This is a genomic window from Burkholderia sp. IDO3 (assembly GCF_003366075.1).
In the GTDB taxonomy this organism is placed as follows: domain Bacteria; phylum Pseudomonadota; class Gammaproteobacteria; order Burkholderiales; family Burkholderiaceae; genus Burkholderia; species Burkholderia anthina.
This window is the reverse complement of the sequence record NZ_CP028962.1, coordinates 1,799,124-1,822,283: the sequence shown is the minus strand read 5'-3', so window position 1 is coordinate 1,822,283 and position 23,160 is coordinate 1,799,124. Positions and strand designations below refer to the sequence as shown.

The following is a 23,160-nucleotide window of genomic DNA, read 5'->3' as shown; positions in this document are numbered from 1 at the left end:
CACCCATGCAATCGAGTCTTTCAGCCGCCGGCTATCGCGGCGTGTTTCCGGTCGTCCCGACGATCTTCGCGGACGACGGCCGCCTCGACCTCGACGGGCAGCGCCGCTGCGTCGATTTCATGATCGACGCGGGCTCGGACGGCCTGTGCGTGCTCGCGAATTTCTCCGAGCAGTTCTCGCTGGCCGACGACGAGCGCGACGCGGTGATGCACTGCGTGCTGGAGCACGTGGCGGGCCGGGTGCCCGTGATCGTCACGACGTCGCATTTCGGCACGACCGTCTGCGCGCAGCGCAGCCGCCGCGCGCAGGACGCCGGAGCCGCGATGGTGATGGTGATGCCGCCTTATCACGGTGCGACGTTCCGCGCGAGCGAGACGGCGATCGTCGAGTTCTTCCGCGCCGTGTCCGATGCGATCGACATCCCGATCATGATCCAGGACGCGCCGGCGAGCGGCACGCACTTGTCCGCCGCGTTGCTCGCGCGGATGGCCATCGAGATTCCGAACGTGTCGTACTTCAAGATCGAGGTGCCGCAGGCGGCCGCGAAGCTGCGCGAACTGATCGCGCTCGGCGGCGACGCGATCGTGGGGCCCTGGGACGGCGAAGAGGCGATCACGCTGATGGCCGATCTGGAGGCCGGCGCGACGGGGGCGATGACGGGCGGCGCCTATCCCGACGGCATTCGCGCGATCCTCGACGCATGGATGGCCGGCGACGCCGCCGAAGCGGAGCGGCGGTACCAGCGCTGGCTGCCGCTGATCAATCACGAGAACCGGCAGGGCGGCATCGCGACCGCGAAGGCGCTGATGAAGGCGGGCGGCGTGATCGCGTCGGACGCCGTGCGTCATCCGCTGCCGGCGATGCATCCGGCCACGCGCGACAGCCTGTTGCGGATCGCGCGGCCGCTCGACCCGCTCGTGCTGCGCTGGGGCCGTTGAGGCAGCCGCGCATACCGACGCTGCCCGACGGCCGGCATGCCGGCGCGGCACGCTTGATCGATTCAACGATTCAATGATTCACCGAGGACGATTCATGCATATTTCCGGCGCTTCCCTGATCGGCCGGCGCGACGTTGCCGGCGCGGCCGGGTTCCAGGCGATCGATCCGGCCACCGGCGCCGCGCTCGATCCCGTGTTCGGCCGCGCGTCGGCGCAGGACGTCGACGCGGCGTGCACGCTGGCGGCGCAAGCGTTCGACGACTATCGCAACCGGCCGCTCGATGCGCGCGCAACCTTGCTCGACACCATCGCCGATCGGCTGCTGGCGCTCGGCGACACGCTGATCGCGCGCTGTGTCACGGAAAGCGGCTTGCCGCGCGCGCGGGTCGAAGGCGAGCGCGCGCGCACGGTCGCGCAACTGCGGATGTTCGCGCAGGTCGTGCGGGACGGCGCGTTTCTCGGCGCGCGCATCGATCCCGCGCAACCCGGACGTCAGCCGTCGCCGCGCGCGGATCTGCGTCTGCAGAACGTTGCGCTCGGCCCGGTCGCCGTGTTCGGCGCGAGCAATTTCCCGCTGGCTTTTTCGGTGGCGGGCGGCGACACCGCGTCGGCGCTCGCGGCCGGCTGCCCCGTGGTGGTGAAGGCGCATCCCGCGCATCCCGGCACGTCGGCGCTGGCGGGGCACGCGATCCGGGAGGCGGTCGACGCATGCGGGATGCCGGACGGTACGTTCTCGCTGCTGTTCGACGATGGTCACGACGTCGGCACGGCGCTCGTGCGTCATCCGCGGATCCAGGCGGTGGGGTTCACGGGGTCGCGTGCGGGCGGTGTCGCGCTGATGACGCTGGCCGCCGCGCGCCCGCAGCCGATTCCCGTGTACGCGGAGATGAGCAGCGTGAATCCGGTGCTGCTGTTTCCGCATGCGCTCGACGCGCGCGCGGAAGCGATCGGCCGCGCGTTCGCCGCGTCGCTGACGCTCGGCACCGGCCAGTTCTGCACGAATCCGGGGCTGATTCTGGGCGTCGACGGCCCGGCGCTGCGGCGCTTCGAGGCGGCGGCCGCCGCCGCGCTGGCCGACCTTCCCGCGACCGCGATGCTGACGCCGGGCATCCATGCCGCATACGATTCGGCGGTCGAGCGGCTCGCGACCCATGCCGCCGTCGAACGGCTGGCGTGTGGCGCGGCGTGCGGCGAGATCCGTCACGCGGGCCGCGCGGCGCTGTTCGCGACGCGGGCGGAGGATTTCGCGCGGCACGCGGCATTGCACGACGAGGTGTTCGGCCCCGCGTCGCTCATCGTGCGCTGCCCGAGTCTCGACGCGATGCACGCACTCGTCGAACGGCTCGACGGGCAACTGACGGCCGCCCTGCATCTGGACGAGCGCGATCGCGATGCGGCACGCGCATTCATGCCGCTGCTCGAGCGTCGCGCCGGGCGGATCCTCGTGAACGGCTTCGGGACGGGCGTAGAGGTCGCGCATGCGATGGTGCATGGCGGGCCGTATCCGGCGACGTCGGACGGCCGCTCCACGTCGGTGGGCAGCGCCGCGATCGGCCGTTTCCTGCGGCCGGTCTGCTACCAGGACGTTCCCGACGGGTTGTTGCCCGACGCGCTGCGCGACGGCAATCCGCTGAACGTGCCGCGGAGCATCGACGGGAGGCTCGGCGTGCGGGCATGACCGGCATGCGTTGCCGGTCGCGCGGCATGCATCCGCGGCCCGGCTGCGCAACGGAGGCTTTCCGCTGACGAATCGAATCGATTCGATTCGATTCGATTCGATTCAATTCGATTCAATTCGAATCGATTCAATTCGCGCAACCGGTCACAGTTGCTCGGGGCGTGCGTTCGTGCGGCTTGTGCCGATTGCGTACGCGGGCTTTTTATGGTCTCGTTGCACGATCCGCATCGGCTCGAAAAAGGACAGTCGAATGCAGCCGGGGAATACGGACGAAGAGCCATTGGGCAGGGGGGGCGGCGCGCGTCGGCGTGTGCGTCGCGGGTTGCGTCGGCTGCTCGTCGTCGCGGTGCTCGGCGCGTTCTGCGTGCCGGCGGCGGCCGCGTCCGCGGCGTCGGCCGGCATGGCCGCCGACAGCTTGCTGCGCGTGCTTGCATGGCCCGGCTATGCGGACCAGGATGTGGTCGATGCATTCGAGGCGCAATTTCATGTACAGGTGGAAGTGACCTTCGTCGATTCCGACGAAGCGCTCTGGACCCGCATGCACAGCGCGTCTCCGCCGCCGTACGACGTGCTCGCCGCCAACACGGCGGAGATCCAGCGTTATGCGCGCGAAGGCCTGCTCGCGCCGATCGACCTGTCGCGTATCCCGAACCGCCGGCGGCAACTGCCGAATTTTCAGCACGTCGCGGCGATCGGCGGCCTCGTGCACGGCGGCGCGACGTACGGGATTCCGTTCACGTATTCGTCGATGGGCCTCATCTACGATCGCAGGCAGGTGGCGGCCACGCCGCGCTCGATGCTTGAATTGTGGAATCCCCGCTACCGCGGCAGGGTGCTCGACTTCAACAGCGCGCAGCACAACTTCTCGTTTACCGCGCTCGCGCTCGGCTATCCCGACCCGTTTCACCTGTCGCACGCGCAGACGCTGGCCGTCACGCACAAGCTCATCGACCTGCGACGCAACCTGCTCACGTATTACACGCTTCCTGAAGAAGCGACCGAGCTGTTCGTCCAGCATCACGCGGCATTGATGTTCGGCAACTACGGCACGCAGCAGGTCGAACTGCTGCGCCGCGCCGGCGTGGACGTCGGCTACGTGGTTCCGGACGAGGGCGCGCTCGCATGGCTCGACTGCTGGGCCGTCACGCGCGGTGCGGCGCGTCGCGAACTCGCGTTCGCGTGGATCAACTACATGCTCGAACCGGCGATCGGCGCGTTGCTGACCGAGCGCCAGGGGCTCGCGAACACGCTCGACCCGCCGCCCGGTCTCGCGATCGGGCATCCGCATCTCGTGTGGATTCAGCCGGTCGAGGACATCGCGCGGCGCGAGTCGCTGTGGAGCCGCATCGTGTCGGGCGATCGTCCGGAGCGCTTCGAAAAATGATCCGGCTCGGGCTCACGTCGAAACTGTCCGTGCTGTTCGCGTGCATCGGCGTGATCGCGTCCGGCACGACCGGCTACTACGCGTATCGCGCGAACCGGACGATGCTCGTGGACGAAGCGCAGCACAGCCTGCTGATGTCGACGCAACTGCTCGGACAGCGCTTCACGACGGCACTGGCCGACGTCGCCGACGATGCGCTCGTGCTCGCGCAGTTGCCGTCGTCGCCGATCGTCGCGCGCGACGAAAACGCGGGTCGCGGGCCGCGCACGCGGCTCGAGCAGGTGTATTACAGCTTCATGCGGAATCACCCCGAATACCTGCAGATCCGCCTGATCGCGAGCGAACATTTCGGGCTGGAGCGCATCCGCGTCGATCGCGACACGCACGGGGTCGTCGTGTTGCCCGACAGCGCGTTCCAGGAGAAGGGGCAGTTTTCCTACGTGTTCGATACGCTCGCGACCGCACCCGGTCACATCTACCTGTCACCGATCGTCATCAATCACGAGACCGGTTCGCATGCGGCCGAAGGGCTGCCGATCCTGCGCGTGGGAACGCCGGTCGTCGATACGTCCGGCCGGATCGTCGGAGCACTGATCGTCGACGTCGCGTTGTCGCGCATGTTCGATCGGCTCGAACGCGATCTGCCGCACGACTACGTGGTGTATCTCGCGAACGAATGGGGCGATTTCCTCGTGCATCCCGATCCGTCGCAGGCGTTCGGCTTCGATCGCGGGCGGCGCGTGCTGATGCAGGACAGCTTTGCCGTCACGCGCACGCTGTTTACCGGCCCGGATACGCAGGTGACGCTCAACGGCCTCCGGCAGCCCGCCGAGGCGCCGGGCCAGATGTTCGCGTTCGTGCGCACGCCGTTCGGCAAAAACGAGGGCAACCGCTTCGTCGTGCTCGGGATGGCGCGTCCGCTCGCCGACGTGCTGGCGCCGGCCGGGATCCTCGGCGACCGGATCATCCGGATGGTGCTCATCTCCAGCGTGATGGCGGTGATTCTCGCGATCCTGTTCGCGCGCGCGATCACGCGGCCGCTGCAGATGCTCGCGCGCGCCGCGACGCACGTGTTCGACGATCCGGCCGCCGAACGGTTGCCCGTTGCGCGTTCGGACGAGATCGGCGTGCTCGCGCGCTGCTTCGACAGCATGCGCGTCGAGATCCGCACGCAGGTCGCGATGCTGCGCGCGAAGCAGCAGGAACTCACGCACCTCGCCGGCCACGATCCGCTGACGGCGCTGCCCAATCGCCTGCTCTTCATGACGCATCTCGACGCGGCGATCCGGCATGCGGCCGCGGTGCGGCAAGGGCTGGCCGTGATGTTCGTCGACCTCGACCGCTTCAAGCAGATCAACGATCAGCACGGACACGCGGCCGGCGACCGGACGCTCGTCGCCGTCGCGAAGCGGCTGAGCCAGGTGCTGCGCAGCGGCGACATGGCCGCGCGGCTTGGCGGCGACGAGTTCATCGTGCTGATTTCCGACTTGCGCTCGTCGGCGTCGATCGGCGATATCGCGTCGCGCATCCAGTTCGTGATGGCCGAGGAGTTCGAGTTCGGCGACAGGCGCGTGGCCGTCGGCGCGAGCATCGGCGTCAGCGAGTATCCGGCCGACGGCGCGTCGGCCGAGGAACTGCTCGTCAAGGCCGACGCGGCGATGTACGCGGCGAAGGCATCCGCGCAGCGCGCGTGCGTGCGCTATCAGGAACTGTTGAGCGGCGCGCTCGGCACCGAACCGGACGGCCGCATTGCGTCGGGCGGCACCGGTTGATGGCTGACGGCTGACGGTTTGCGGGTGCGCTGGCTCGCGGTGTAAACGCAACGAGCCCGTCGCGGGACGGGCTCGTTGTAGCGGCTTGGCGCGAACCGCGCGGCGGCGGCAGGCTTAGTGGCCGAAGTAGACCGAGTCGCGTGCGTTCTGCACCTTGACGGCAGGTGCGCCGCCCTGGACGACCGGGGCCGCTTGTGCGCCGTAGCCGGTGGCGTCCACGCCATGCACGCGGTCTTGCGCGGCCTGGATGTCGGCCGGGTAGTACGGGCTCGACTGGCTCGGCTTGTAGCCGGCGTTTTCGAGCTGGACGAGTTCGTTGCGCACCTGGGCGCGGGTCACGGTGCTTTGAGCGAATGCGCCGAACGAGGCGGACAGGGCGACAGCGGCGACGACTGCGGAAACGAGCGATTTCATGATGACCTCCGATGTTTTATTGACTTCGCCGTCGACACCATGTCGTAAGCGATTGATTACATCGTAGGCTTCGGTGGATCTAGGGTAAACGTGTATTCCAGCGAAAGATCATTGCAGGCGAGGCAATAATATCGGGATAAGGCCGGTCTGGCCCCAATCGATATTGCGGGATCTGCAAGTGAAGGGCGGGAAGACGGCGATCCGCGGTGCACGGGCGGGCGCCCGGCGGCGGGGCGCCGGTAGACGGCGCGGGACCGGGGGCCGGGCGCGGGATCAGACGCCGTCGGCGTCGTCGATTTCCTTGCGCTCGCGGCGTTCCTCGTTACCGCGGCGCGCGCGCAGGCGCTGGCGCGACAGGACCGCGATCACCTGCTGGGTCGGCGCGCCGGACGGCAATTCGTTGCGGATGCGATCGGGCACCATCGGCAGGCCCGCACGCTGCCGGCGCAGTGCCTTCGCGATCGCACGGCGGCATTCGTCCCCGTGGCAATCCCATTCATCGCGGATTCTCTGGCAATAACGGCATTGTTCCATCCGGACAGTCTAACGCGTCTTGAGGAATGGGGCGGCGCGCGACGGCGGAGGGGAAGGAATGACAGGGGCCGCGCGCAAGGGAGGCGCGCCGGCGAGCGTCGCGCCGATGCGGGCGTCAGGGCGAAAACTTCGTCATGCTCACGTTACTTGAGCGACCAGATCCCCCAGACGGCAATCAGCAAACCGACACCGAACCCGCAGCCCAGCAACACCCATGTTTCCATTTCGCGCCTTTGAAGAACGTGCCGTCGCCGACGGGCTGTCGGCCGGCAAGCAGCAATGTCGATACCGGACGCCGGCCCGTTCTCGTGGAGTCGGGCGCGGTGCGCCAGGTTCGCGAATACTACGCTTCGCAGCTTTCAGAACGCATGCGCGATTGCTTGCAGCCGGGGAGCCGGGCCGGCGTCGCCGGCGTCATTTCTTGCCGGCGTGCCCGTTGTCCATCTGCGCGGCGGGCGGTGCCGCGTGCCGGAAGATGCCGGACTTCCAGATCATCTGCGACGCGGCGACGAGCACGAACAGCAGCACGACGGTCCGGAAGATGCGCGGCGACATCCGGTCCCGCAGCGGGCGAACGAGCCACATGCCGGCGATGGCCGGCAGGCTGGCCATCGCGGAAACCGCGAGGTCGGCGGCGCTCGCGTGCGTGGCGCCGCCGAACGTCGTGATCAGCGTGACGATCGACACCACGAGGATGATCGCGATCTGCTTCGTGAAGGCCCGGCCGGTCGCGCCGGACGAAATCAGGTAGGTGGCGAGCAGCGGGCCCGGCACCGACGCGATGCTCTCCATCAGCGCCGCGCCGAACCCGAGCGCGAATCCGACGGGCTGCTGCCATGCGGACGGCAGGTTGAGTTTCGGCGCGCTCAGCATCAGCGTCGCGGCGACGATCAGCAGCGCGCCCGACGCGGCCTGCGCGTGCCCGGCGTTCAGCGAAAGGAGAATGGCGACCCCGACGACGTTGCCGATCACCGTACCCACGATCGGCGCGGCGATCTTGCGGGCGGTGGCCAGCACTTCGCCGCCTTCGAGCGCTTGCGGGATGTTGCCGAGAATGATCGGCATGGACAGCAGCAGCACCGCATGCCGGATCGGCAGGAACTGGCTGAGGATCGGCATCGCGACGAGCGGCACGCCGATGCCGGTGATCCCCTTGACCATGCCGCCGAGCAGCAGCGCGACGGCGATGCCGACGAGATCGAGCAGCGCAAGCCCATGCAGGCTGGAAACCAGCACACCTTCAGTGAGATCGAAATGAGTCATCGGAAGCAGGTCGAGACATAACCGGCGGCGGCGCGATCGAGCGCGTCCGCTGCCGGCGCGTGCGGCTCGGCACGCAGTTGTTGTTTGGTCTGGAATCGAACCGGTCGCCCGATTGTTGCGGTCCGGCCGTCGGTCTACGCCGGCTGGATCGCAGCGGACGAACACCCCTTCGACAGCACGGAACACGGTTCGAGGCTGAATCTTACCCGAGCACGGCGCGGGGCATCGGCGACCGCGGCCTGTCGTTGCCGACGGTCGCTACAATTCGATTCATGATGTGCGACCCTGGCATGTGAAAAATACATGCATCGAAACGAGGAGGCGAGATGACGCTTGCGCAGTTGCAGGCACTGGCGGCCGTGGTCGAGCTCGGCTCGCTGACGGCGGCGGCCGAACGGCTCAGCCGCAGCCAGTCCGCGATCAGCCACGCGCTGACCGAACTGGAAGAACTCACCGAGGTCAAGCTGCTGTTGCGCGACCGGCAGCCGGTCGTATTGACCGCCGCGGGCGAACGCCTGTGGCCGTACGTGCAGAACGTCGTGCGCGACGCGCAGACGCTGCGCCAGCAGTTCAGCCTGTCGCGCGGCAAGCTCGAAGGGCGGCTGGTGGTCGCGTCGCTGCCGAGCGTATCGCTGGCGTTCGTCGTGCCTGCGCTGGAGACGCTGAAAGAGCGGCATCCGGGCGTGACGGCGGTGCTGCTCGAAGGCACGGACGCGGAAGTCGAAGGGTGGATCGACGACGGCACGGCCGACATCGGCGTGGTGGCGGGCATCAAGACGTTCGCGCACAATCTGCCGCTGCTCGACGAGGATTTCGTCGCGGTGGCCGCGCACGACACGTTCGCCGGCCGCAGGAGCGTGTCGGCCAAAGTGTTGTCGGCGGCGCCGTTCATCTTCTCGAAAGCCGGGTGCGGGCCGGTCATCGCGGATTACTTCGCGCGCAACGGCGCGGCGCTGCGAGCCGCGTTCAACGTGGTCGAGATGCGCACGATCCTGTCGATGGCGGAGGCGGGAATGGGCGTGTCGATCGTCCCGCGCATCACGCTCACCTATACGCGATTCGGCGGGCGCGTGCTGGAGCTGTCGCCCAGGCTGCGTCGTTCGGTGCGCCTCGCGTGGAATGCGGCCGGCAACGCGGTCGCCGATGAATTCGTGAAACTGGTCGACGCGCAGCGCGCCAAGACAGGCAAGGCAGGCAAGGCGAGCCGGGCGCGGGCAGAAAAAAGCAAATAACGGGTGGCACGACGCGATGAAACGCGCTCATGAGGTGCTTGCAGTTTATTCATGCCGACGCGTATCGACATGCAATACATTGCTGGATATTCGCCGCTGCTTCCATTGCCTCGAAGGAGATCGCCGTGCCGGCCTTGCCCACCCTGATTGCATTCGGACTCGTATCGCTCGGCATGGTGCTGACGCCCGGCCCGAACATGATCTACCTGATCTCGCGCTCGATCTGCCAGGGCCGCCGCGCGGGGCTGGTGTCGCTCGGCGGCGTGGCGTTGGGGTTCGTGTTCTACATGTTCTGCGCAGCGTTCGGCATTACCGCGCTGGTGCTGACCGTGCCGTATGCGTACGACGCGTTGCGCGTTGGCGGTGCGCTGTACCTGTCGTATCTCGCGTGGAATGCGCTCAAGCCGGGTGGCCGCTCGGCGTTCCAGGTCCGGCAATTGACGCACGACAGCGGTGCGAAACTCTTCGCGATGGGCTTCGTGACGAACCTCGCGAACCCGAAGATCGCGGTGATGTATCTGTCGCTGCTGCCGCAGTTCATTTCACCGGGGCACGGCAGCGTGCTGACGCAATCGCTCGCGCTGGGCTGCGTGCAGATCGCGGTCAGCCTCTGCGTCAACGCGTTGATCGCGTGCATGGCCGGTGCGATCGCGGGGTTTCTTGCCGGCCGGCCGGTGTGGGCGCTGGTTCAGCGCTGGCTGATGGGGACGGTGCTGGCCGGACTGGCCGTGCGTATCGCGCTGGAATCGCGAAGCTAGACGAGGGCGCTAGGGGGCCGAGGGAGCCGGTCGCCGCCCGCCACGCCCTCACGCGCGGCGGGCGACCGGCGCATCAATGCCCGTGCCGTTTCTTGCTCAGTTCGATCGTCTCGAACAGCTCGTATTGCGCGGTCGGTTGCTGATCCGCGCCCGGCGCGTGGTAGTAGCGCATCGTGATCGTCGTCTGGCCGCCCGGCTTGCCCGGATCGTGGTCGAACACGGCAATGCCGTACCCCGTGCCGGTATCGCGGCGCGCGGACCAGATCGCGTCCTCCAACGCATCGGCGCCCTGGCGCACGAACGTGTTTGCAGTGGCGCCCGGCACCGGCCGGTTCGGCTTCGTGAAGATCTTCGCCTGTGCGTAACCCGTCGCCGGATTCTCGCCGTACACGTCGAGCGGCGCACTGGTGCCGCCGCCGCCGAGGATCAGGTGGATCGTGCCGTGGCTCGTGTCGAACGTCGTGCGCGCCGGATCGGCCGTACCGACCGGGCGCGGCTGCAGCGTCTCGACGACTTCGCCGGTCGACGCATCGACGCCCGCGCGGTGATTGCAGCCGCGCACCGGGTAGCTGCGCTCGTAGTCGTGATCGTGGCCGCACAGCACGAGATCGACGCCATAGCGATCGAACAGCGGCAGCCATGCCTCGCGGATGCCCTTGTCCGATCCGTTGCCCGTCTTCGACGAACTCAGCGCGTCCTGGTGCATCTGCACGACGATCCAGTCGATGTCGTCGTCGTGCGACGCGTGACGCAGCGTGTGTTCGAGCCAGCGTGTCTGTTCGCCGTTGCTGTAGCCGCGCACGTAGAACGACGTGCCCGGCGCGATCGGCGGGCGGCCGGTGCTCGCGGCCGGCACGAGCGGATCGGGGCCGCCGACGAACGCGGCCGCGTCCTGATACACGACGTCGTCGGCGTCGAGCGAGACGAACAGCACCGAGCTCACGCGGAAGCTGTACCAGCGGCCCGGGAAGCGCGTGCCGTTCTCCGGCAGCGTGTAGCGCGCGAGATACGAGTCGAGGCCTTGCGGGCCGTTGTTGAATTCGATCTCGTGATTGCCCGGGCAGGGCATCCACGGACGATTCGCGGCCGAGGTCTGGTTGTTGTTGCCGAAGTCGCGCCACACCTCGGGCTGATGCGCGGGGTTCAGGTTCGCGTAGCAGAGATCGCCGTTCAGCAGGTGGAACAGCGGCTGGAACTGCTCGACGGCCTGCACCGCGAAGCGGCTTTGCGGCGACGACAGCACCCACGCGCCATTCGGCGTCGCGAGGTCGCCGTAGCTCGTGAAGCGGAACGGCGCGCGGCCGCGCGGCGCGGTCGTGAAGGTCGCGGAGAACGGCTGCGCGCCGTTGCTGTCGTTGTCGGCCGTCAGCTCGTAGCGGTAGCGCGTGTTCGGCGTCAACCCGTGCACGCGGGCGTGATACGTGAACACGGTCTCGCCGTTCAGGCCGTCGGTGTAGAGACGCTGCACGCCGTGCACGGTGTGTGCCGCTTCGCCGTCGGCGACGATGCGCGCGCGCGGATTGACGGCCGGCGCGAGCGACACCCACGAGATCGCGACTTCGGACGTCGGGTCGCTGCCCCACGTCAGGTGAACCTGCTCGGGCGTGCCGTCCGGGTTCGACGCGGCGGCACGGGCGGCCGCAAGCCCGCCCGTGGCGGTGGCGAGGCTCGATACGCCGGCCAGTTTCAGGAAGCCGCGACGCGACACGGAAGCGGCCGGCTCGTTCGGCTCGGCGGAGAAGTTGTCCGGGTTCGACATGATCGTATTCTCGTTGATTGGGACGCGAGATGAGGAACCGCCCGGCCGGCGCGTGCGCGGCCGGGGCGTGGGCCGGAAACGAGCGGGATCCCGGTGGTACGCATTGTCGAAGGGCAGTTTTGCCGGGTTGTGACAGACGGTAAACAACGCATCGCGCGCCTCCATCGGTGCTTTCGGCGCGGCGGACATTTATTTGCCGATGGCGCGACGGATTTCGTCCGCACGCGTCGTTCAAGGACATGAACGGCTGCTTCCGGCCGAGCCCGATGCTTCGGAGTCTTTCATGAAACTTTCCATTTCATTGCGATTCGCTGCCGGCTGCGCAGCGGCGCTGGCGACGTCCGCCGGATTCGCGCAGGCCGTCATCGTCGCGCCGGTCGCACCGCCGCCGGCGCGCGTCGAAGTCGTGCCGGCGCCGCGTGCGGGCTATGCGTGGGATCAAGGTCACTGGCGCTGGCGGCAGGGCCGCTACGTGTGGGTCCCCGGACACTGGCGGACGGTTCGCGCGGGCTATCGCTGGGTGCCCGGACACTGGGCTCCGCGCGGCCCGGGCTGGCGCTGGGTGCCGGGCCACTGGGCGTGATGCCCACGGTGTCGCGCGGCGTGCGGCGCCGGCGCGGCGGGATTTCATCCAGACGCCATGAGTCGAACCATGCCTTTCCGAACCATCGTGATACTGGCGGCCGCGGCCATCGTGCTGGCCGGCTGCGTCGTGGTGCCGGCGCGTCCGGCCTATTACCGGCCCGCGCCGGTCGTCGTATATTGATCGCGCCGGCCGGCTGCCGCGGGTCGCGGCGTCCGGCGAGCGATCGACCGGATCGGTATGCGGTTCGAGCCGGATGTCGATGAAGCCGACAGCGCCGACATCGGCCGCGGCGCATCACGCGCGGCCGAACCGTCGGCGTGGCGCCCCGCGGTGCCGGCCCGACGCATGCAAGGAGAGCACGACGATGAGCTTCATCCGGACGGCGGGCGCACCCGCCGGCACAGTGCGGCGTATGCGCGGCACGCCGCGGAGCAGCCCGCGTTGAGCGACGGCGATCCGGACGCGGAACTCGTCGCACGGGTCGGCGCGCGCGACGCGTCGGCCGTGCGCGTGCTCGTCGCCCGCAAGCTGCCGCGGCTGCTCGCGCTGGCGACGCGCATGCTCGGCGACCGCACCGAAGCCGAGGACGTTGCGCAGGAAACCTTCCTGCGGATCTGGAATCACGCGCCGCGCTGGCGGGAAGGCGACGCGCGCTTCGACACGTGGCTGCATCGCGTCGTGCTGAACCTCTGCTACGACCGCTTGCGCGGGCGGCGCGAGGAGCCGGTCGACACGCTGCCCGAGGTGCCCGACACGCAACCCGGGCCTGCCGCGCACGCGGAGCTGCGCTCGCGCGACGCGCGCGTGCGTGACGCGCTCGCCGCGTTGCCGCCGAGGCAGCGGGAAGCGCTCGTGCTCCAGTACTATCAGGACATGTCGAACATCGAAGCGGCCAACCTGATGGGCATCACCGTCGATGCGCTGGAAAGCCTGCTCGCGCGCGCGAGGCGCAACCTGCGCGCGCAACTGGCCGGCGATCCACCTAGCGAGGAAAAGCGATGACACCCGAACGATTCCGTACCATCGTCGCCGCGTATGGTTCGGATGCGCGGCGCTGGCCGCAGGACGAACGTGCGGCGGCCGAAGCGTGGGCCCACGCGCATCCGCGCGACGCGCTGGAGGCGCTCGACGATGCGGCCGACCTCGATGCGTGGCTCGCGCAGGACACCGTTGTGCCGCCCGCGCCGGCACTCGTCGAACGCATCGTCGCGACGGCGCCCGCACCGCAACGCGCGCGGCGCCGAGGCAATGTGTGGTGGTCGGGCGCGGCGTTCGCGGGCGTCGGGCTGGCCGGTGCGCTGGCGGGCGCGGTGGCCGTGTCGATGCTGATGCTCGGCAGCGCGCCGGTCGCGCAGCACGAACCCGGCTACCTGACGACGACGTTCGGCGGCCCGAGCATCGACGGAGGCGACGAGTGAGCGAGCGCGGCTGGAAATACATCCTCGTCGGTTCCGTCGTGCTGAACGTGTTCGTGCTCGGCGCGATCGGCGGCGGCGCGTATCAGTGGTTCTCGACGCATCGCGGCCTGCACGTGGCCGGCATGCCTGCGCAGCACACCGCGCTGCGTTTCGCCGCGGACGAATTGACCGACGCGCGCCAGCGGGAATTTGCCGCGGCGCTGAAGGCAGCGCGCAAGGACGGTCGGGATTTCGCGCGCGAGGGGCGCGACGGCCGGATCACCGTGCTGGATCTGCTGGCCGCGCCGCAGCTCGATCGCGCGGCGATCGATGCCGCGCTCGATCGTACGCGGGCGGCCGACACCGCGTTGCGCGGGCAGGTCGAGCGCAGTGTCGTCGATTTCGCGGCGACGCTGACGCCGGACGAGCGCGCGAAGTTCGTCGACGGGCTGCGACGTAGCGGGAACTGGCGGCTGCCGGCGAAATTGCAGAAGAAGCCGGGCGAAGCGGGGAGCCCGTAAGCAGGACGACATGCGATCGGGTTCGGCTCGCGTCGTCGATTCCCGAGATCGCATGCGCAGCTCAATGACGGCAAACGTTCAGCGGCGAACTTCCGCGAAGCGTCGCAACGAACGCGCAATCGCGTTACGCCTGCGGCACGCTCAACGCGCAAGCATCCACGTCGAGATCGCATCGACGACGCTACCCTCCACGCCATTGAAGCCGTGATAGGCGAACGCCTCGCACGGATCGCCGCGCGACGTGCCGCCCGACACGATCATCAAATCGGCTTTCGGCGACGCGTTCAGTTTCTTCATCAGCGCATCCGTCTCGGACACCGGGCACAACTTGCAGGCGTCCTTTTCATGGTGCACGACGAGCACCGGAATCCTGAGGCTCGCGACATCCATGTTCGTGACCGGGTCGCCGCCTCTGTTGTCGCGGAGAATCGTGGACGTCAGCACGATGCCGTCGGGCCCGCCGCCGCCGGCCAGCGCGATCGCAATGGCCGCGACGGATTGCGTGCCGCGGCTCGTTCCCACGAGCCAGACCGGTACGTGCAACTGCGCCTTCAACCATGCGATCACGGCGCGCGCATCGTCGGCGTGTTCGCGCGAGAGACGAAAGCTGTTGAGGTAGGGCGCGGATTGACGGTCGCTCGGTGCGTCGATGACCGCCACGGCAATGCCGTTATCGACGAACATCGTTCTGGTGCGCACCAGGAAATTGCCTTCTCCCCATCCGAATCTTCCCGACGGGTCCAACTGCAGTCCACCGTGTCCGCCGGCATAGAGAATCGCCGCTATTTTCGGTGCTTGCGGTGCGATGAAGAGAAACCGTTGCGTGACGCCGGGGCGCGTCGGAATGTCGACGACCCTGGGCGCGTTTTGCGTGTGAGCCGCATGACCGTGCAGCATCAACGCGATGGCGAGCAGCCACGCGCACGCCCGGAACGACGGTGCGCGCCGGCACGTCGAGGCATGAATTGGCGGGGAAGGATGAGTCATCGTCGTGGCGGCTGCCGCATTGCGCCGTCGCTGGACGGCGTGCGGCGACGTCTCCTCGTCAGGGGTATGTCGCGACTTCAACGCGATGCGCGGCGTTCAATGCGATTCGACGAACTGAATGATTTCGCGTTGTCGCGCTTCAGGGAGAGATCGTCGCCTTTCGCGCGCGAGGCGTTGCACGAGTACGGGATCCTGCGGCCCTTGCCGACACTCCCGTGACGCGCGGGCGGCACATTCCTTTGAGTCTAGACGGCTTTGCGGGAAGGGCAAGCGGATGAAGGGCGGCGTTTCGGGGGCCGTCGATTGCGGCGTATCCATCAGCCGAATTGCCGGCCGTGCATGGTCCGGCGGATTTTCGTCATCGTTTGAAAGCAAACGGCAGCGCATACGCTCGCGGCACCGCGCCGCGCAACGCAGAAAAAAATTCAGCCGCCCGGCGACGGATTTCCCGCCACTGTCCGTTAAACACGGGTACGCATCGCGAGAACCCCGTCATGGACCACCCGAACGACATCTCACCGGCCGCCATCGCGCTGAACCGCTTCGGTCTCGGCGCGCGGGCCGACGAAGCGCCGCCCGCGGATCCGAAGGCGGCGCTGGTCGCCCAATTCGACCGTTACGACGCACGGCCCGCCGCGTGGGCCGGCGAGCCGGACGCGGTGGCGCTCGCGACGCGCTTCGCGGATGCACGCAACGCGATGACGGGCGACGACGCGGCGGCCAGGCGCGCGACCGCGCAGTCGATCCGTCGCGACGGCTACGACGCGTATCGCAGCGCCGTCGCCGCGCGGCTGAACAGTGCGCTGAACACGCCGGCGCCGTTCGTCGAGCGTCTCGTGCATTTCTGGGCGAACCATTTCGCGGTGTCGGTCGACAAGGGGCAGGTCGCCGCATACGCGGGCGCATTCGAGCGCGATGCGATCCGTCCGCACGTGCTCGGCCGCTTCGAGGACATGCTCGTCGCCGTCGAGCAGCATCCCGCGATGCAGCTGTTCCTCGACCAGGCGCGCTCGGTCGGCCCCGACAGCCCGGCCGCGCTGCGCGCCGACGCCCGTAATCCCGCGGCGCGGCGCGGCCTGAACGAAAACCTCGCGCGCGAAATCATGGAGCTGCATACGCTCGGCGTACGCACCGGCTATACGCAGGCGGACGTGACGGAATTCGCACGCGCGCTGACAGGCTGGAGCATCGCGGGCGGACGCGGGCCGCGGCCCGGCGATGCGGCGCCCGGCGCGTTCGTATTCCGCCCGAAGCTGCACGAGCCGGGCGCACGCATGGTGACGGGGCGCAGCTACGACCAGCCGGGCGAAGCGCAGGGCCGCGCGATTCTGGCCGACCTTGCGCATGCGCCCGCGACGGGCCGGCATATCGCGTTCCAGCTCGCCCGTCATTTCGTCGCCGACGATCCGCCGCCCGCGCTGACCGACCGGCTCGCCCGTGCATTCGACGCGAGCGGCGGCGACCTGCCGACCGTCTATCGCGCGCTCGTCGATGCGCCGGACGCGTGGGCGCCGGTGAACCGCAAGTTCAAGACGCCGTGGGAGTGGGCCGTGTCGTCGCTGCGCGGGCTCGGCTGGCGCGACACGGGCGACCTGAAGGCCGCGCCGCTGCTCGCGCAACTCGGCCAGCCCGTGTGGCGGCCCGGATCGCCGGCCGGCTACGACGACGTCGCCGCGAGCTGGGCCGCGCCCGATGCGCTGGTGCGCCGTGTCGAAATCGCGCAGCGGCTCGCCGCGCGCACCGGCGACCGGCTCGATCCGCGCACGCTCGGCAATACGCTGCTGGCCGGCTCGCTGAGCGCACCGACGGCGACCGCGTTGTCGCGCGCCGAAAGCGCGACAACATCGCTCGCGCTGCTGCTCGTGTCGCCCGACTTTCAACGGAGATGAACATGGCCCGATCCGCCCGATCTTTTACCCGTCGTCATTTCCTGAGCGTGGCCGCCGCCGGCGCAGGCGCGTTCCTCGTCGCGCCGCGCATCGTGTTCGCGAACGTCGAAACCGACCGGCGCTTCGTGTTCGTGATCCAGCGCGGCGCGGCCGACGGGCTGAACATCGTCGTGCCGTATGCGGAACCCGCGTATGCGTCGCTGCGCGGCCCGCTCGCGATCGACGCGTCGGCCGCGATACGCGTCGACGGCACGTTCGCGCTGCATCCGTCGCTGGTTCGAACCGCGGAGCTGGTGCGCGACAGGCAGGCGCTGTTCGTCCACGCGATCGCATCGCCGTATCGCGACCGCTCGCATTTCGACGGACAGAACGTGCTCGAGACGGGCGGGCGCGCGCCGTATCAAGTGAAAGACGGCTGGCTGAACCGGCTGGCCGCGATGTTGCCGAGGACGCGCGACAGCGCGATCGCGTTCGCGCCGACCGTGCCGCTCGCGTTGCGCGGCAGTGTGCAGGCCGCGTCGTATGCGGCGTCCGGCCTGCCGGCCGCGCCGGACGATCTGCTCGCGCGCGTGTCGGCGCTCTACGCGGCCGACGCGCAGCTCGGGCCGCTGTGGCAATCGGCGATGGCCGCGCGCGGCCTCGCGGGCGATGCGCATGCGCGTCAGGATCCGGCCGGCGTCGGCAAGCTCGCGGCGACGTTCCTCGCACGCGACGACGGCCCGCGGATCGCGATGATCGAGACGGGCGGGTGGGACACGCACAGCGCGCAGAACGCGCGGCTCGCGAATCAATTGAAGGCGCTCGACACGATGCTCGCCGCGTTGCGCGACGGCCTCGGCCCGGCGTGGCAGCAGACCACGGTGCTGGTGGCAACCGAGTTCGGCCGCACGGCCGCCGTGAACGGTACGGACGGCACCGATCACGGGCAGGCGTCGGTCGCGATGCTGGCGGGCGGGGTGGTCGCGGGCGGCCGCGTGATCGCCGACTGGCCCGGCTTGCGGCCGGCCGACCTGTACGAAGGGCGCGACCTGAAGCCGACCGCGTCGCTCGACGCACTGATCGCCGGTGCGGCGGCCGAAAGCCTGCGGCTCGACCCCGACCGTACCGCCGCTGCCTTGTTCGCCGAAAGCGGCACGACGCGGCCGATGACGGGGCTCGTTCATGCCACGGTGTGACGCGCGGCATCCGGGATGCCGGTGCTGGCATCCGCCAACCGATTACACGACAGGGAGAATCGACGATGAAGATCCGATCCATATCGCTCGCCGTCCTGGTGACCGCGAGCGCGACGCTGATGTCCGCATGCGTGGTCGAACCCGCGCGGCCGCCGCAGCCCGCGCCGGTCGCCGAGGTGGCGCCGCCGCCGCCGGCGCCCGGCTATCGCTGGGCGAAGGGGCATTACCGCTGGGCCGGCAACCACTGGGCGTGGGTGCCGGGGCATTGGGTGGGCGTGTATTGAGCGCATGCAACCTGCCGCGCGGGTGACGGCACGGGAGAACGGAAGCGGGCCCGCGTATCGACGCACCGCGCACGGCCAATGACCGGCTACCAATCGATCCGGTGCTTCCCCTCGGTTTCGCTGTGCCGCCAGTCGTCGTCGGCATGCAGATACTGGCTGGTCGTCGTCAGCGACACGTGCCCGAGGTTGTCGCGCACGAGCCGCAGGTCGACGCGGCCGTCGGCCATGTGCGAGCCCGCGCTGTGGCGCAGCCAGTGCGCGGACGCCTGTTCGAGCACGCGCGCCTGTTCTTCGCCGGCTTCCCCCTGCGCACGCAGCCGGTCGGCGGCGAACCGGAACACCTGCTTCACGATCCGGTGCAGCGCCGCGCGCGTGAGCGGCTTGCGCGTGCGGCCAACCGGCAGCACGAGCGGCGTGGGCTCGCCGTCCGCGGGCAGCGCCGGCAGGCCGTGCGCGCGCCGGTAGCGCGCGAGCTCGGCCATCATCTCGGCCGTGGCCGGCACGAGCCGCTGCCGGCCGCCTTTGCCGGTCACGTCGAGCCACCAGCGATCGCGCCCGTTCGCGTCGCGCCGCGCGAAGAAATGCCCCATCGTCGTGTCGGCGGCTTCGGTGATGCGCAGCCCGCCGAGATACAGCAGCGTGAACACCCAGCGTGCGCGATCCGCATGGAAGGCGGCGCGCGCATCGCCGCGCGGCATCGCGGCGATCGCATCCTTGACCGCCTGCCACAGCGGCGCGCCGAGATGGCGCGTGACGCGCGGCGCCGGCCGTCGTTGCCGCTGCCGCGACAGCGCGAGCGGATTGCCGGCCAGGTAGCCGGCCTGCACGAGCCACGAGAACATCACGTTGAGGATCACCATCGCCTGCCGCTGGCTGGCCGCCGACAGCGGCCCGTAGAACGGCCGCCAGCGCGGGTCGCCGCGCGGATGCTTGCGGCCGCCGTTCGCGCACCACACGTCGGCGGGCGCCGGCGCGAGCAGGAACTGGCGGTACACGACGAGATCCTCGTGCGTGAGCGACGACAGCGGCTTGCTGCACGCGATCACGGCCCACAGCAGCAGGCGCTCGGCTTCCTTCCGATAGTTCTGGAACGTGGCGGGCGTATCGACGAAGCGCGCGAGCCACGCGCGCACCGCGTCGAGATCGTGGGTCGCCGCGATCTGCGGATGCGCGCGCGTCGAGCGGTTCGTGCCCGCGCGTCCGTCGAGCGCGGCCGGCACGGTCAGCATATCGATGGGCAGCGGCCGCAGGGAGGCGCCGGACGGAACGGGTGAGGTCATGCGAAGCGAGGCGAGGCGTGCCGTGTCGCCCGCCAGTGGCCGGGCGGGCGCGGGCGGCGCGACGAAGCGGTCGAGGAAGCGCCGATGGTAATACACGATCACCACACGGTGAAGCCGCCGTCGGCGGCGATCGGGAATGCCGTGCCCACAATACCGTCTACATCGTCCGTTCCGGCAAGCAGGAAACCGCCGAGGCGATCTGAGACGAGCATCATCGTCTCGGACGCGGCAGGAATCCGCGACCTTCAGCCGGCGGAGGATGTCAACATCAGCCCCGCGTGACCGCTTGAGGGCCAGCGCAGGATCAACGTCACGTAGTTCGCGCGGATCTGCACCAGGTCGCGCGTCGGCGGACGGGCGACGTCCTGCGAATGAGGGCGGCGGCGCGCTGTTTGTAAGCTATTTGTGAACTTTCGAGATACGGCGTTCGTCTAATCGCCCCGCCCACGATTCCACAGGAACATCAGATGAATCGCAAGACCAGAACGCTGCTCGGCGCGGCCGTGATTGCCGGCAGCGCGCTGCTCGCCGGCTGCCAGACCGGCGCGACCGCGACGGAAGCGACGGAAGCGGCGGCCGCGCGCGCGGCCCGTCCGACCGATGGCCGCCCCGTGACGAAAACCGTGTATGTCGCACCGCAGCCGGTGCGCTGCACGGGTGTCGCGCCGATGGACTGCCTGCAGGTGCGCAGCAGCCCGGCCGAGCCGTGGAGCCGGTGGTACGCGGGCATCGAGGGCTTTGCGTACCAGCCCGGTTATCAATATGTGCTGGAAGTCGACGAATATCGCGTGGCGCAGTCGCCGGCCGACGGCTCGTCGATCCGCTGGGTGCTCAAGCGCGTCGTCGAGCGCCGCCAGGTGAACTGACGGCGCGGCGCGCCCGCTTGCTCGCGGCGCCGCCTACGCCGAAGGGCGCGGCGCGATCGGGCGCGGCGGCGCGGCCGTGTCGATGCGCCGGAACACGAGCGACGACAGCAGCGTGACCGAGCCCATGCACGCGAACGACAGCATGAAGCCGTTCGCCATCGAACCCCAATGCGCGGCGAACAGGTTCACGAGCCCGCCGCCGATCGACACGCCGAGCCCCATCGCGAGCATCTGCATCATCGTGAACAGGCTGTTGCCGCTGCCGGCGTCGGCGTGCGACAGCCCCTTGAGCGTCACGGCGTTCATCGCGGCGAACTGCATCGAGTTCGCCGCGCCGAACACGATCAGCAGCACGATCTCCAGCACCGGCGCGGGCCGCGTCGAAATCAGCGCGAACCCGGCGATCGCGCAGCCGACGATCCCCGTATTCACGACCAGAAACGCCGCATAGCCGAAGCGTCTGGCGAGCGGCGCGATCCAGCGCTTCGCGAGCACGCCGGCGATCGCGGCCGGCAACATCATCATCCCCGACTGCAGCGGCGTATAGCCGAGCTGTACCTGCATCAGCAGCGGCAGCATGAACGGCACCGCGCTCGTGCCGATCCGGCACAGCAGGTTGCCGAGCAGTCCCGAACCGAAGTTCGGCTCGCGGAACAACCCGAGCCGGAACAGCGGCTGCGCGCGGCGGCGTGCATGGGGCAGGTAGGCGAGCGCGCTCGCGACGCCGAGCACGGCCAGCGCGATCGCCCAGCCGGTGCGATGCGCGGGCATCGGCGGATCGGTCGCGAGCGACAGCGCGATCATCGCGACGGACAGCAGCGCACAGCCGACGAAATCGAACGGCGGCGGCTGCGTCGCCTGATCGTGCGGCAGGTAGCGCTGCACCGCGATGAACCCGACCACGCCGACCGGCACGTTGACGATGAACACCCAGTGCCAGGAAATCGCCTGCGTGAGCCAGCCGCCGAGCGTCGGTCCGACGATCGGCCCGAGCTGCCCGGCGATCGACACGAACGCGATCGCCGCGACGTACTGTTCGCCCGGCACGCGGCGCAACACGGCGAGCCGGCCGATCGGCAGCAGCATCGAGCCGCCGATGCCCTGCAGGGCGCGCGCGACGACGAGCTGGCCGAGCGTGTGCGAGGCGGCACAGCCGATCGATGCGAGCGAAAACACGAGGATCGCCAGCGAAAACACGCGGCGCGTGCCGAACCGGTCGGCGAGCCAGCCGGACGCCGGCGTGAGCATGGCCATCGTCAGCGTGTAGACGACCACGATCGGCTGCATCGCGAGCGGCGACGCGTGCAGGCTCTGCGCGATCGACGGCAGCGCGGTGTTGACGATCGTCGTGTCGAGCGACTGCATGAAGAACGCGGCGGCGACGATCCACAGCAGCGCGGCGTGTGAGGGTTCCCGGGGCATGACGTAATTCGAGGTGCGGCGACCGTGGCCGGGGCGGCGCGGCGGGCCCGCGCCGGCGCACGGCCGGTCTACAAGCGCTCGATGGTACCGATTCCGGTGGTTATCGGGAAGCCGCCTCAAGGCATTGACTGTCATCGGATTTACCAATGACAATGCGCCATGCTCAATCCCGTCTGGCTCAAGACCTTCGCCACCGTCACGAACTGCCGCAGCTTCACCGAAGCGGGGCGGCAGCTCGGGCTCAACCAGTCGAGCGTCAGCGAACACGTCCGCCGTCTCGAAGAGAGCGTCGGGCGGCGGCTGTTCGTGCGCGACACCCATTCGATCGCGATGACGGCCGACGGAGAAGCGCTGCTCGTGCATGCGAACGTGATCCTGCAGGCGCTGAACCGCGCGGAATCGCAGTTCCGCAAGCCGCGGCTGCAAGGGCGCGTGCGGCTCGGCGCGTCGGACGATCTCGCGCTGGTCGCGCTGCCCGACGTGCTCGCGGCGTTCCGCGCCGCGCACCCGGACGTCGCGCTGGAGATCACCACCGGCATGACGAGCCGGCTCTACGAACTGTTGGATGCGGGCGCGCTCGACCTGATGGTCGGCAAGCGGCGGCTCGGCGAGCGGCGCGGCACGCCGCTGCTGCGCGCGCGGCTCGAATGGGTCGCGCGGCCGGGCACGGTGGTCGACCTGGAGCGGCCGCTGCCGCTCGTGCTGGTGGCCGAGCCGAGCGTCACGCGCGCGGTGGTGCTGAACGCGCTCGCGGAGAAGGGGATCGGCTGGGAAGTCGTGTGTTCGAGCAGCAGCCAGCCGGGCTGCATCGCGGCCGCGCGGGCCGGGCTCGGGCTCACCGCGACGTCGCAGTACCTGTCGGCGCGCGGGCTGGCGCCGCCCGTCAACGGCGACGGGCTGCCCGCGCTGCCCGACGTCGAATTCATCGCGCTCGCCGCGAAGCGGCTCAGCCAGCCGGCCGGCACGCTGCTCGAGCTGCTGGAAACCAGCGACCTGCGCGCACCGGGCGCGGCCGCGTAAT

22 protein-coding genes are annotated in these 23,160 nt (G+C 69.3%); 15 read left to right on the top strand and 7 right to left on the bottom strand.

Going from position 1 to position 23,160, the window contains the following annotated elements:
• Positions 1-5: 5 nt before the first annotated feature.
• The 4 genes from DCN14_RS08405 to DCN14_RS08390 all read left to right on the top strand — a co-directional run bounded on the left by DCN14_RS08405 (position 6) and on the right by DCN14_RS08390 (position 5,772).
• On the top strand, positions 6-938 hold the full coding sequence (locus tag DCN14_RS08405) for a dihydrodipicolinate synthase family protein (protein WP_096499652.1): 933 nt from the start codon (positions 6-8) through the stop codon (positions 936-938).
• Positions 939-1,032: 94 nt separating this feature from the next.
• Entirely contained in the window at positions 1,033-2,616 is a 1,584-nt protein-coding gene (locus tag DCN14_RS08400) for an aldehyde dehydrogenase (NADP(+)) (RefSeq protein ID WP_096499650.1), read from the top strand.
• 250 nt (positions 2,617-2,866) lie between these two features.
• A complete protein-coding gene (locus tag DCN14_RS08395; protein ID WP_096499648.1) occupies positions 2,867-4,000 on the top strand; it encodes an extracellular solute-binding protein in 1,134 nt (377 codons plus the stop codon).
• Positions 3,997-5,772 (top strand): diguanylate cyclase, encoded by a 1,776-nt coding sequence (locus tag DCN14_RS08390; RefSeq protein WP_096499646.1) that lies wholly within the window; start codon positions 3,997-3,999, stop codon positions 5,770-5,772. The genes DCN14_RS08395 and DCN14_RS08390 overlap by 4 nt, the downstream gene beginning before the upstream one ends.
• A 114-nt stretch (positions 5,773-5,886) precedes the next feature.
• Here the strand turns inward: DCN14_RS08390 and DCN14_RS08385 are convergent, their stop codons facing one another.
• From DCN14_RS08385 to DCN14_RS08375, 3 genes are all read right to left on the bottom strand, one after another.
• Positions 5,887-6,186, bottom strand: coding sequence for a DUF4148 domain-containing protein (locus tag DCN14_RS08385; RefSeq protein ID WP_096499644.1), 300 nt, complete (start codon positions 6,184-6,186; stop codon positions 5,887-5,889).
• Between the two features lie 273 nt (positions 6,187-6,459).
• Positions 6,460-6,720: a hypothetical protein gene (locus DCN14_RS08380; RefSeq protein ID WP_006760082.1), complete on the bottom strand. Its 261-nt coding sequence runs from the start codon at positions 6,718-6,720 to the stop codon at positions 6,460-6,462.
• Positions 6,721-7,134: 414 nt separating this feature from the next.
• Entirely contained in the window at positions 7,135-7,983 is an 849-nt protein-coding gene (locus DCN14_RS08375) for a sulfite exporter TauE/SafE family protein (RefSeq protein ID WP_096499642.1), read from the bottom strand.
• A 326-nt stretch (positions 7,984-8,309) separates the two neighbouring features.
• Here DCN14_RS08375 and DCN14_RS08370 point away from each other — a divergent pair, with 326 nt between their 5' ends.
• Both DCN14_RS08370 and DCN14_RS08365 read left to right on the top strand, forming a co-directional pair.
• Entirely contained in the window at positions 8,310-9,215 is a 906-nt protein-coding gene (locus DCN14_RS08370) for a LysR family transcriptional regulator (protein WP_096499641.1), read from the top strand.
• Positions 9,216-9,340: 125 nt separating this feature from the next.
• Positions 9,341-9,973 (top strand): LysE family translocator, encoded by a 633-nt coding sequence (locus tag DCN14_RS08365; RefSeq protein ID WP_096499639.1) that lies wholly within the window; start codon positions 9,341-9,343, stop codon positions 9,971-9,973.
• Positions 9,974-10,046: 73 nt separating this feature from the next.
• Here the strand turns inward: DCN14_RS08365 and DCN14_RS08360 are convergent, their stop codons facing one another.
• Entirely contained in the window at positions 10,047-11,732 is a 1,686-nt protein-coding gene (locus DCN14_RS08360; RefSeq protein WP_096499637.1) for a metallophosphoesterase family protein, read from the bottom strand.
• Between the two features lie 283 nt (positions 11,733-12,015).
• On the opposite strand from DCN14_RS08360, the gene DCN14_RS08350 reads away from it, so the two are divergent.
• From DCN14_RS08350 to DCN14_RS08335, 4 genes are all read left to right on the top strand, one after another.
• Entirely contained in the window at positions 12,016-12,315 is a 300-nt protein-coding gene (locus DCN14_RS08350; RefSeq protein ID WP_096499635.1) for a YXWGXW repeat-containing protein, read from the top strand.
• A 240-nt stretch (positions 12,316-12,555) separates the two neighbouring features.
• Entirely contained in the window at positions 12,556-13,320 is a 765-nt protein-coding gene (locus DCN14_RS08345) for an RNA polymerase sigma factor (RefSeq protein WP_096499633.1), read from the top strand.
• Positions 13,317-13,736, top strand: coding sequence for a hypothetical protein (locus DCN14_RS08340; protein WP_096499631.1), 420 nt, complete (start codon positions 13,317-13,319; stop codon positions 13,734-13,736). Before DCN14_RS08345 ends, DCN14_RS08340 begins: the two co-directional genes overlap by 4 nt.
• Positions 13,733-14,236 (top strand): periplasmic heavy metal sensor, encoded by a 504-nt coding sequence (locus tag DCN14_RS08335; protein ID WP_096499629.1) that lies wholly within the window; start codon positions 13,733-13,735, stop codon positions 14,234-14,236. Before DCN14_RS08340 ends, DCN14_RS08335 begins: the two co-directional genes overlap by 4 nt.
• Before the next feature lie 141 nt (positions 14,237-14,377).
• On the opposite strand, the gene DCN14_RS08330 is transcribed toward DCN14_RS08335, so the two are convergent.
• On the bottom strand, positions 14,378-15,133 hold the full coding sequence (locus DCN14_RS08330) for a hypothetical protein (RefSeq protein WP_096499627.1): 756 nt from the start codon (positions 15,131-15,133) through the stop codon (positions 14,378-14,380).
• A gap of 584 nt (positions 15,134-15,717) precedes the next feature.
• On the opposite strand from DCN14_RS08330, the gene DCN14_RS08325 reads away from it, so the two are divergent.
• The 3 genes from DCN14_RS08325 to DCN14_RS08315 all read left to right on the top strand — a co-directional run bounded on the left by DCN14_RS08325 (position 15,718) and on the right by DCN14_RS08315 (position 18,571).
• A complete protein-coding gene (locus tag DCN14_RS08325) occupies positions 15,718-17,112 on the top strand; it encodes a DUF1800 domain-containing protein (RefSeq protein ID WP_096499625.1) in 1,395 nt (464 codons plus the stop codon).
• Positions 17,109-18,287, top strand: a complete 1,179-nt coding sequence (locus DCN14_RS08320; protein WP_096499623.1) for a DUF1501 domain-containing protein — start codon at positions 17,109-17,111, stop codon at positions 18,285-18,287. Before DCN14_RS08325 ends, DCN14_RS08320 begins: the two co-directional genes overlap by 4 nt.
• Before the next feature lie 65 nt (positions 18,288-18,352).
• Entirely contained in the window at positions 18,353-18,571 is a 219-nt protein-coding gene (locus tag DCN14_RS08315; protein ID WP_096499621.1) for a YXWGXW repeat-containing protein, read from the top strand.
• A gap of 86 nt (positions 18,572-18,657) precedes the next feature.
• Here DCN14_RS08315 and DCN14_RS08310 read toward each other — a convergent pair whose 3' ends face one another.
• Positions 18,658-19,851, bottom strand: coding sequence for a tyrosine-type recombinase/integrase (locus tag DCN14_RS08310; RefSeq protein ID WP_096499974.1), 1,194 nt, complete (start codon positions 19,849-19,851; stop codon positions 18,658-18,660).
• Positions 19,852-20,318: 467 nt separating this feature from the next.
• On the opposite strand from DCN14_RS08310, the gene DCN14_RS08305 reads away from it, so the two are divergent.
• Positions 20,319-20,717, top strand: a complete 399-nt coding sequence (locus tag DCN14_RS08305; protein WP_096499619.1) for a DUF4377 domain-containing protein — start codon at positions 20,319-20,321, stop codon at positions 20,715-20,717.
• Positions 20,718-20,750: 33 nt separating this feature from the next.
• On the opposite strand, the gene DCN14_RS08300 is transcribed toward DCN14_RS08305, so the two are convergent.
• Positions 20,751-22,139 carry a DHA2 family efflux MFS transporter permease subunit gene (locus DCN14_RS08300; RefSeq protein ID WP_096499617.1) on the bottom strand — a complete coding sequence of 463 codons (1,389 nt, stop codon included), beginning with the start codon at positions 22,137-22,139 and terminating at the stop codon, positions 20,751-20,753.
• Between the two features lie 159 nt (positions 22,140-22,298).
• On the opposite strand from DCN14_RS08300, the gene DCN14_RS08295 reads away from it, so the two are divergent.
• Positions 22,299-23,159: a LysR substrate-binding domain-containing protein gene (locus DCN14_RS08295; protein ID WP_096499615.1), complete on the top strand. Its 861-nt coding sequence runs from the start codon at positions 22,299-22,301 to the stop codon at positions 23,157-23,159.
• The last annotated feature ends 1 nt before the right edge of the window (position 23,160 follow it).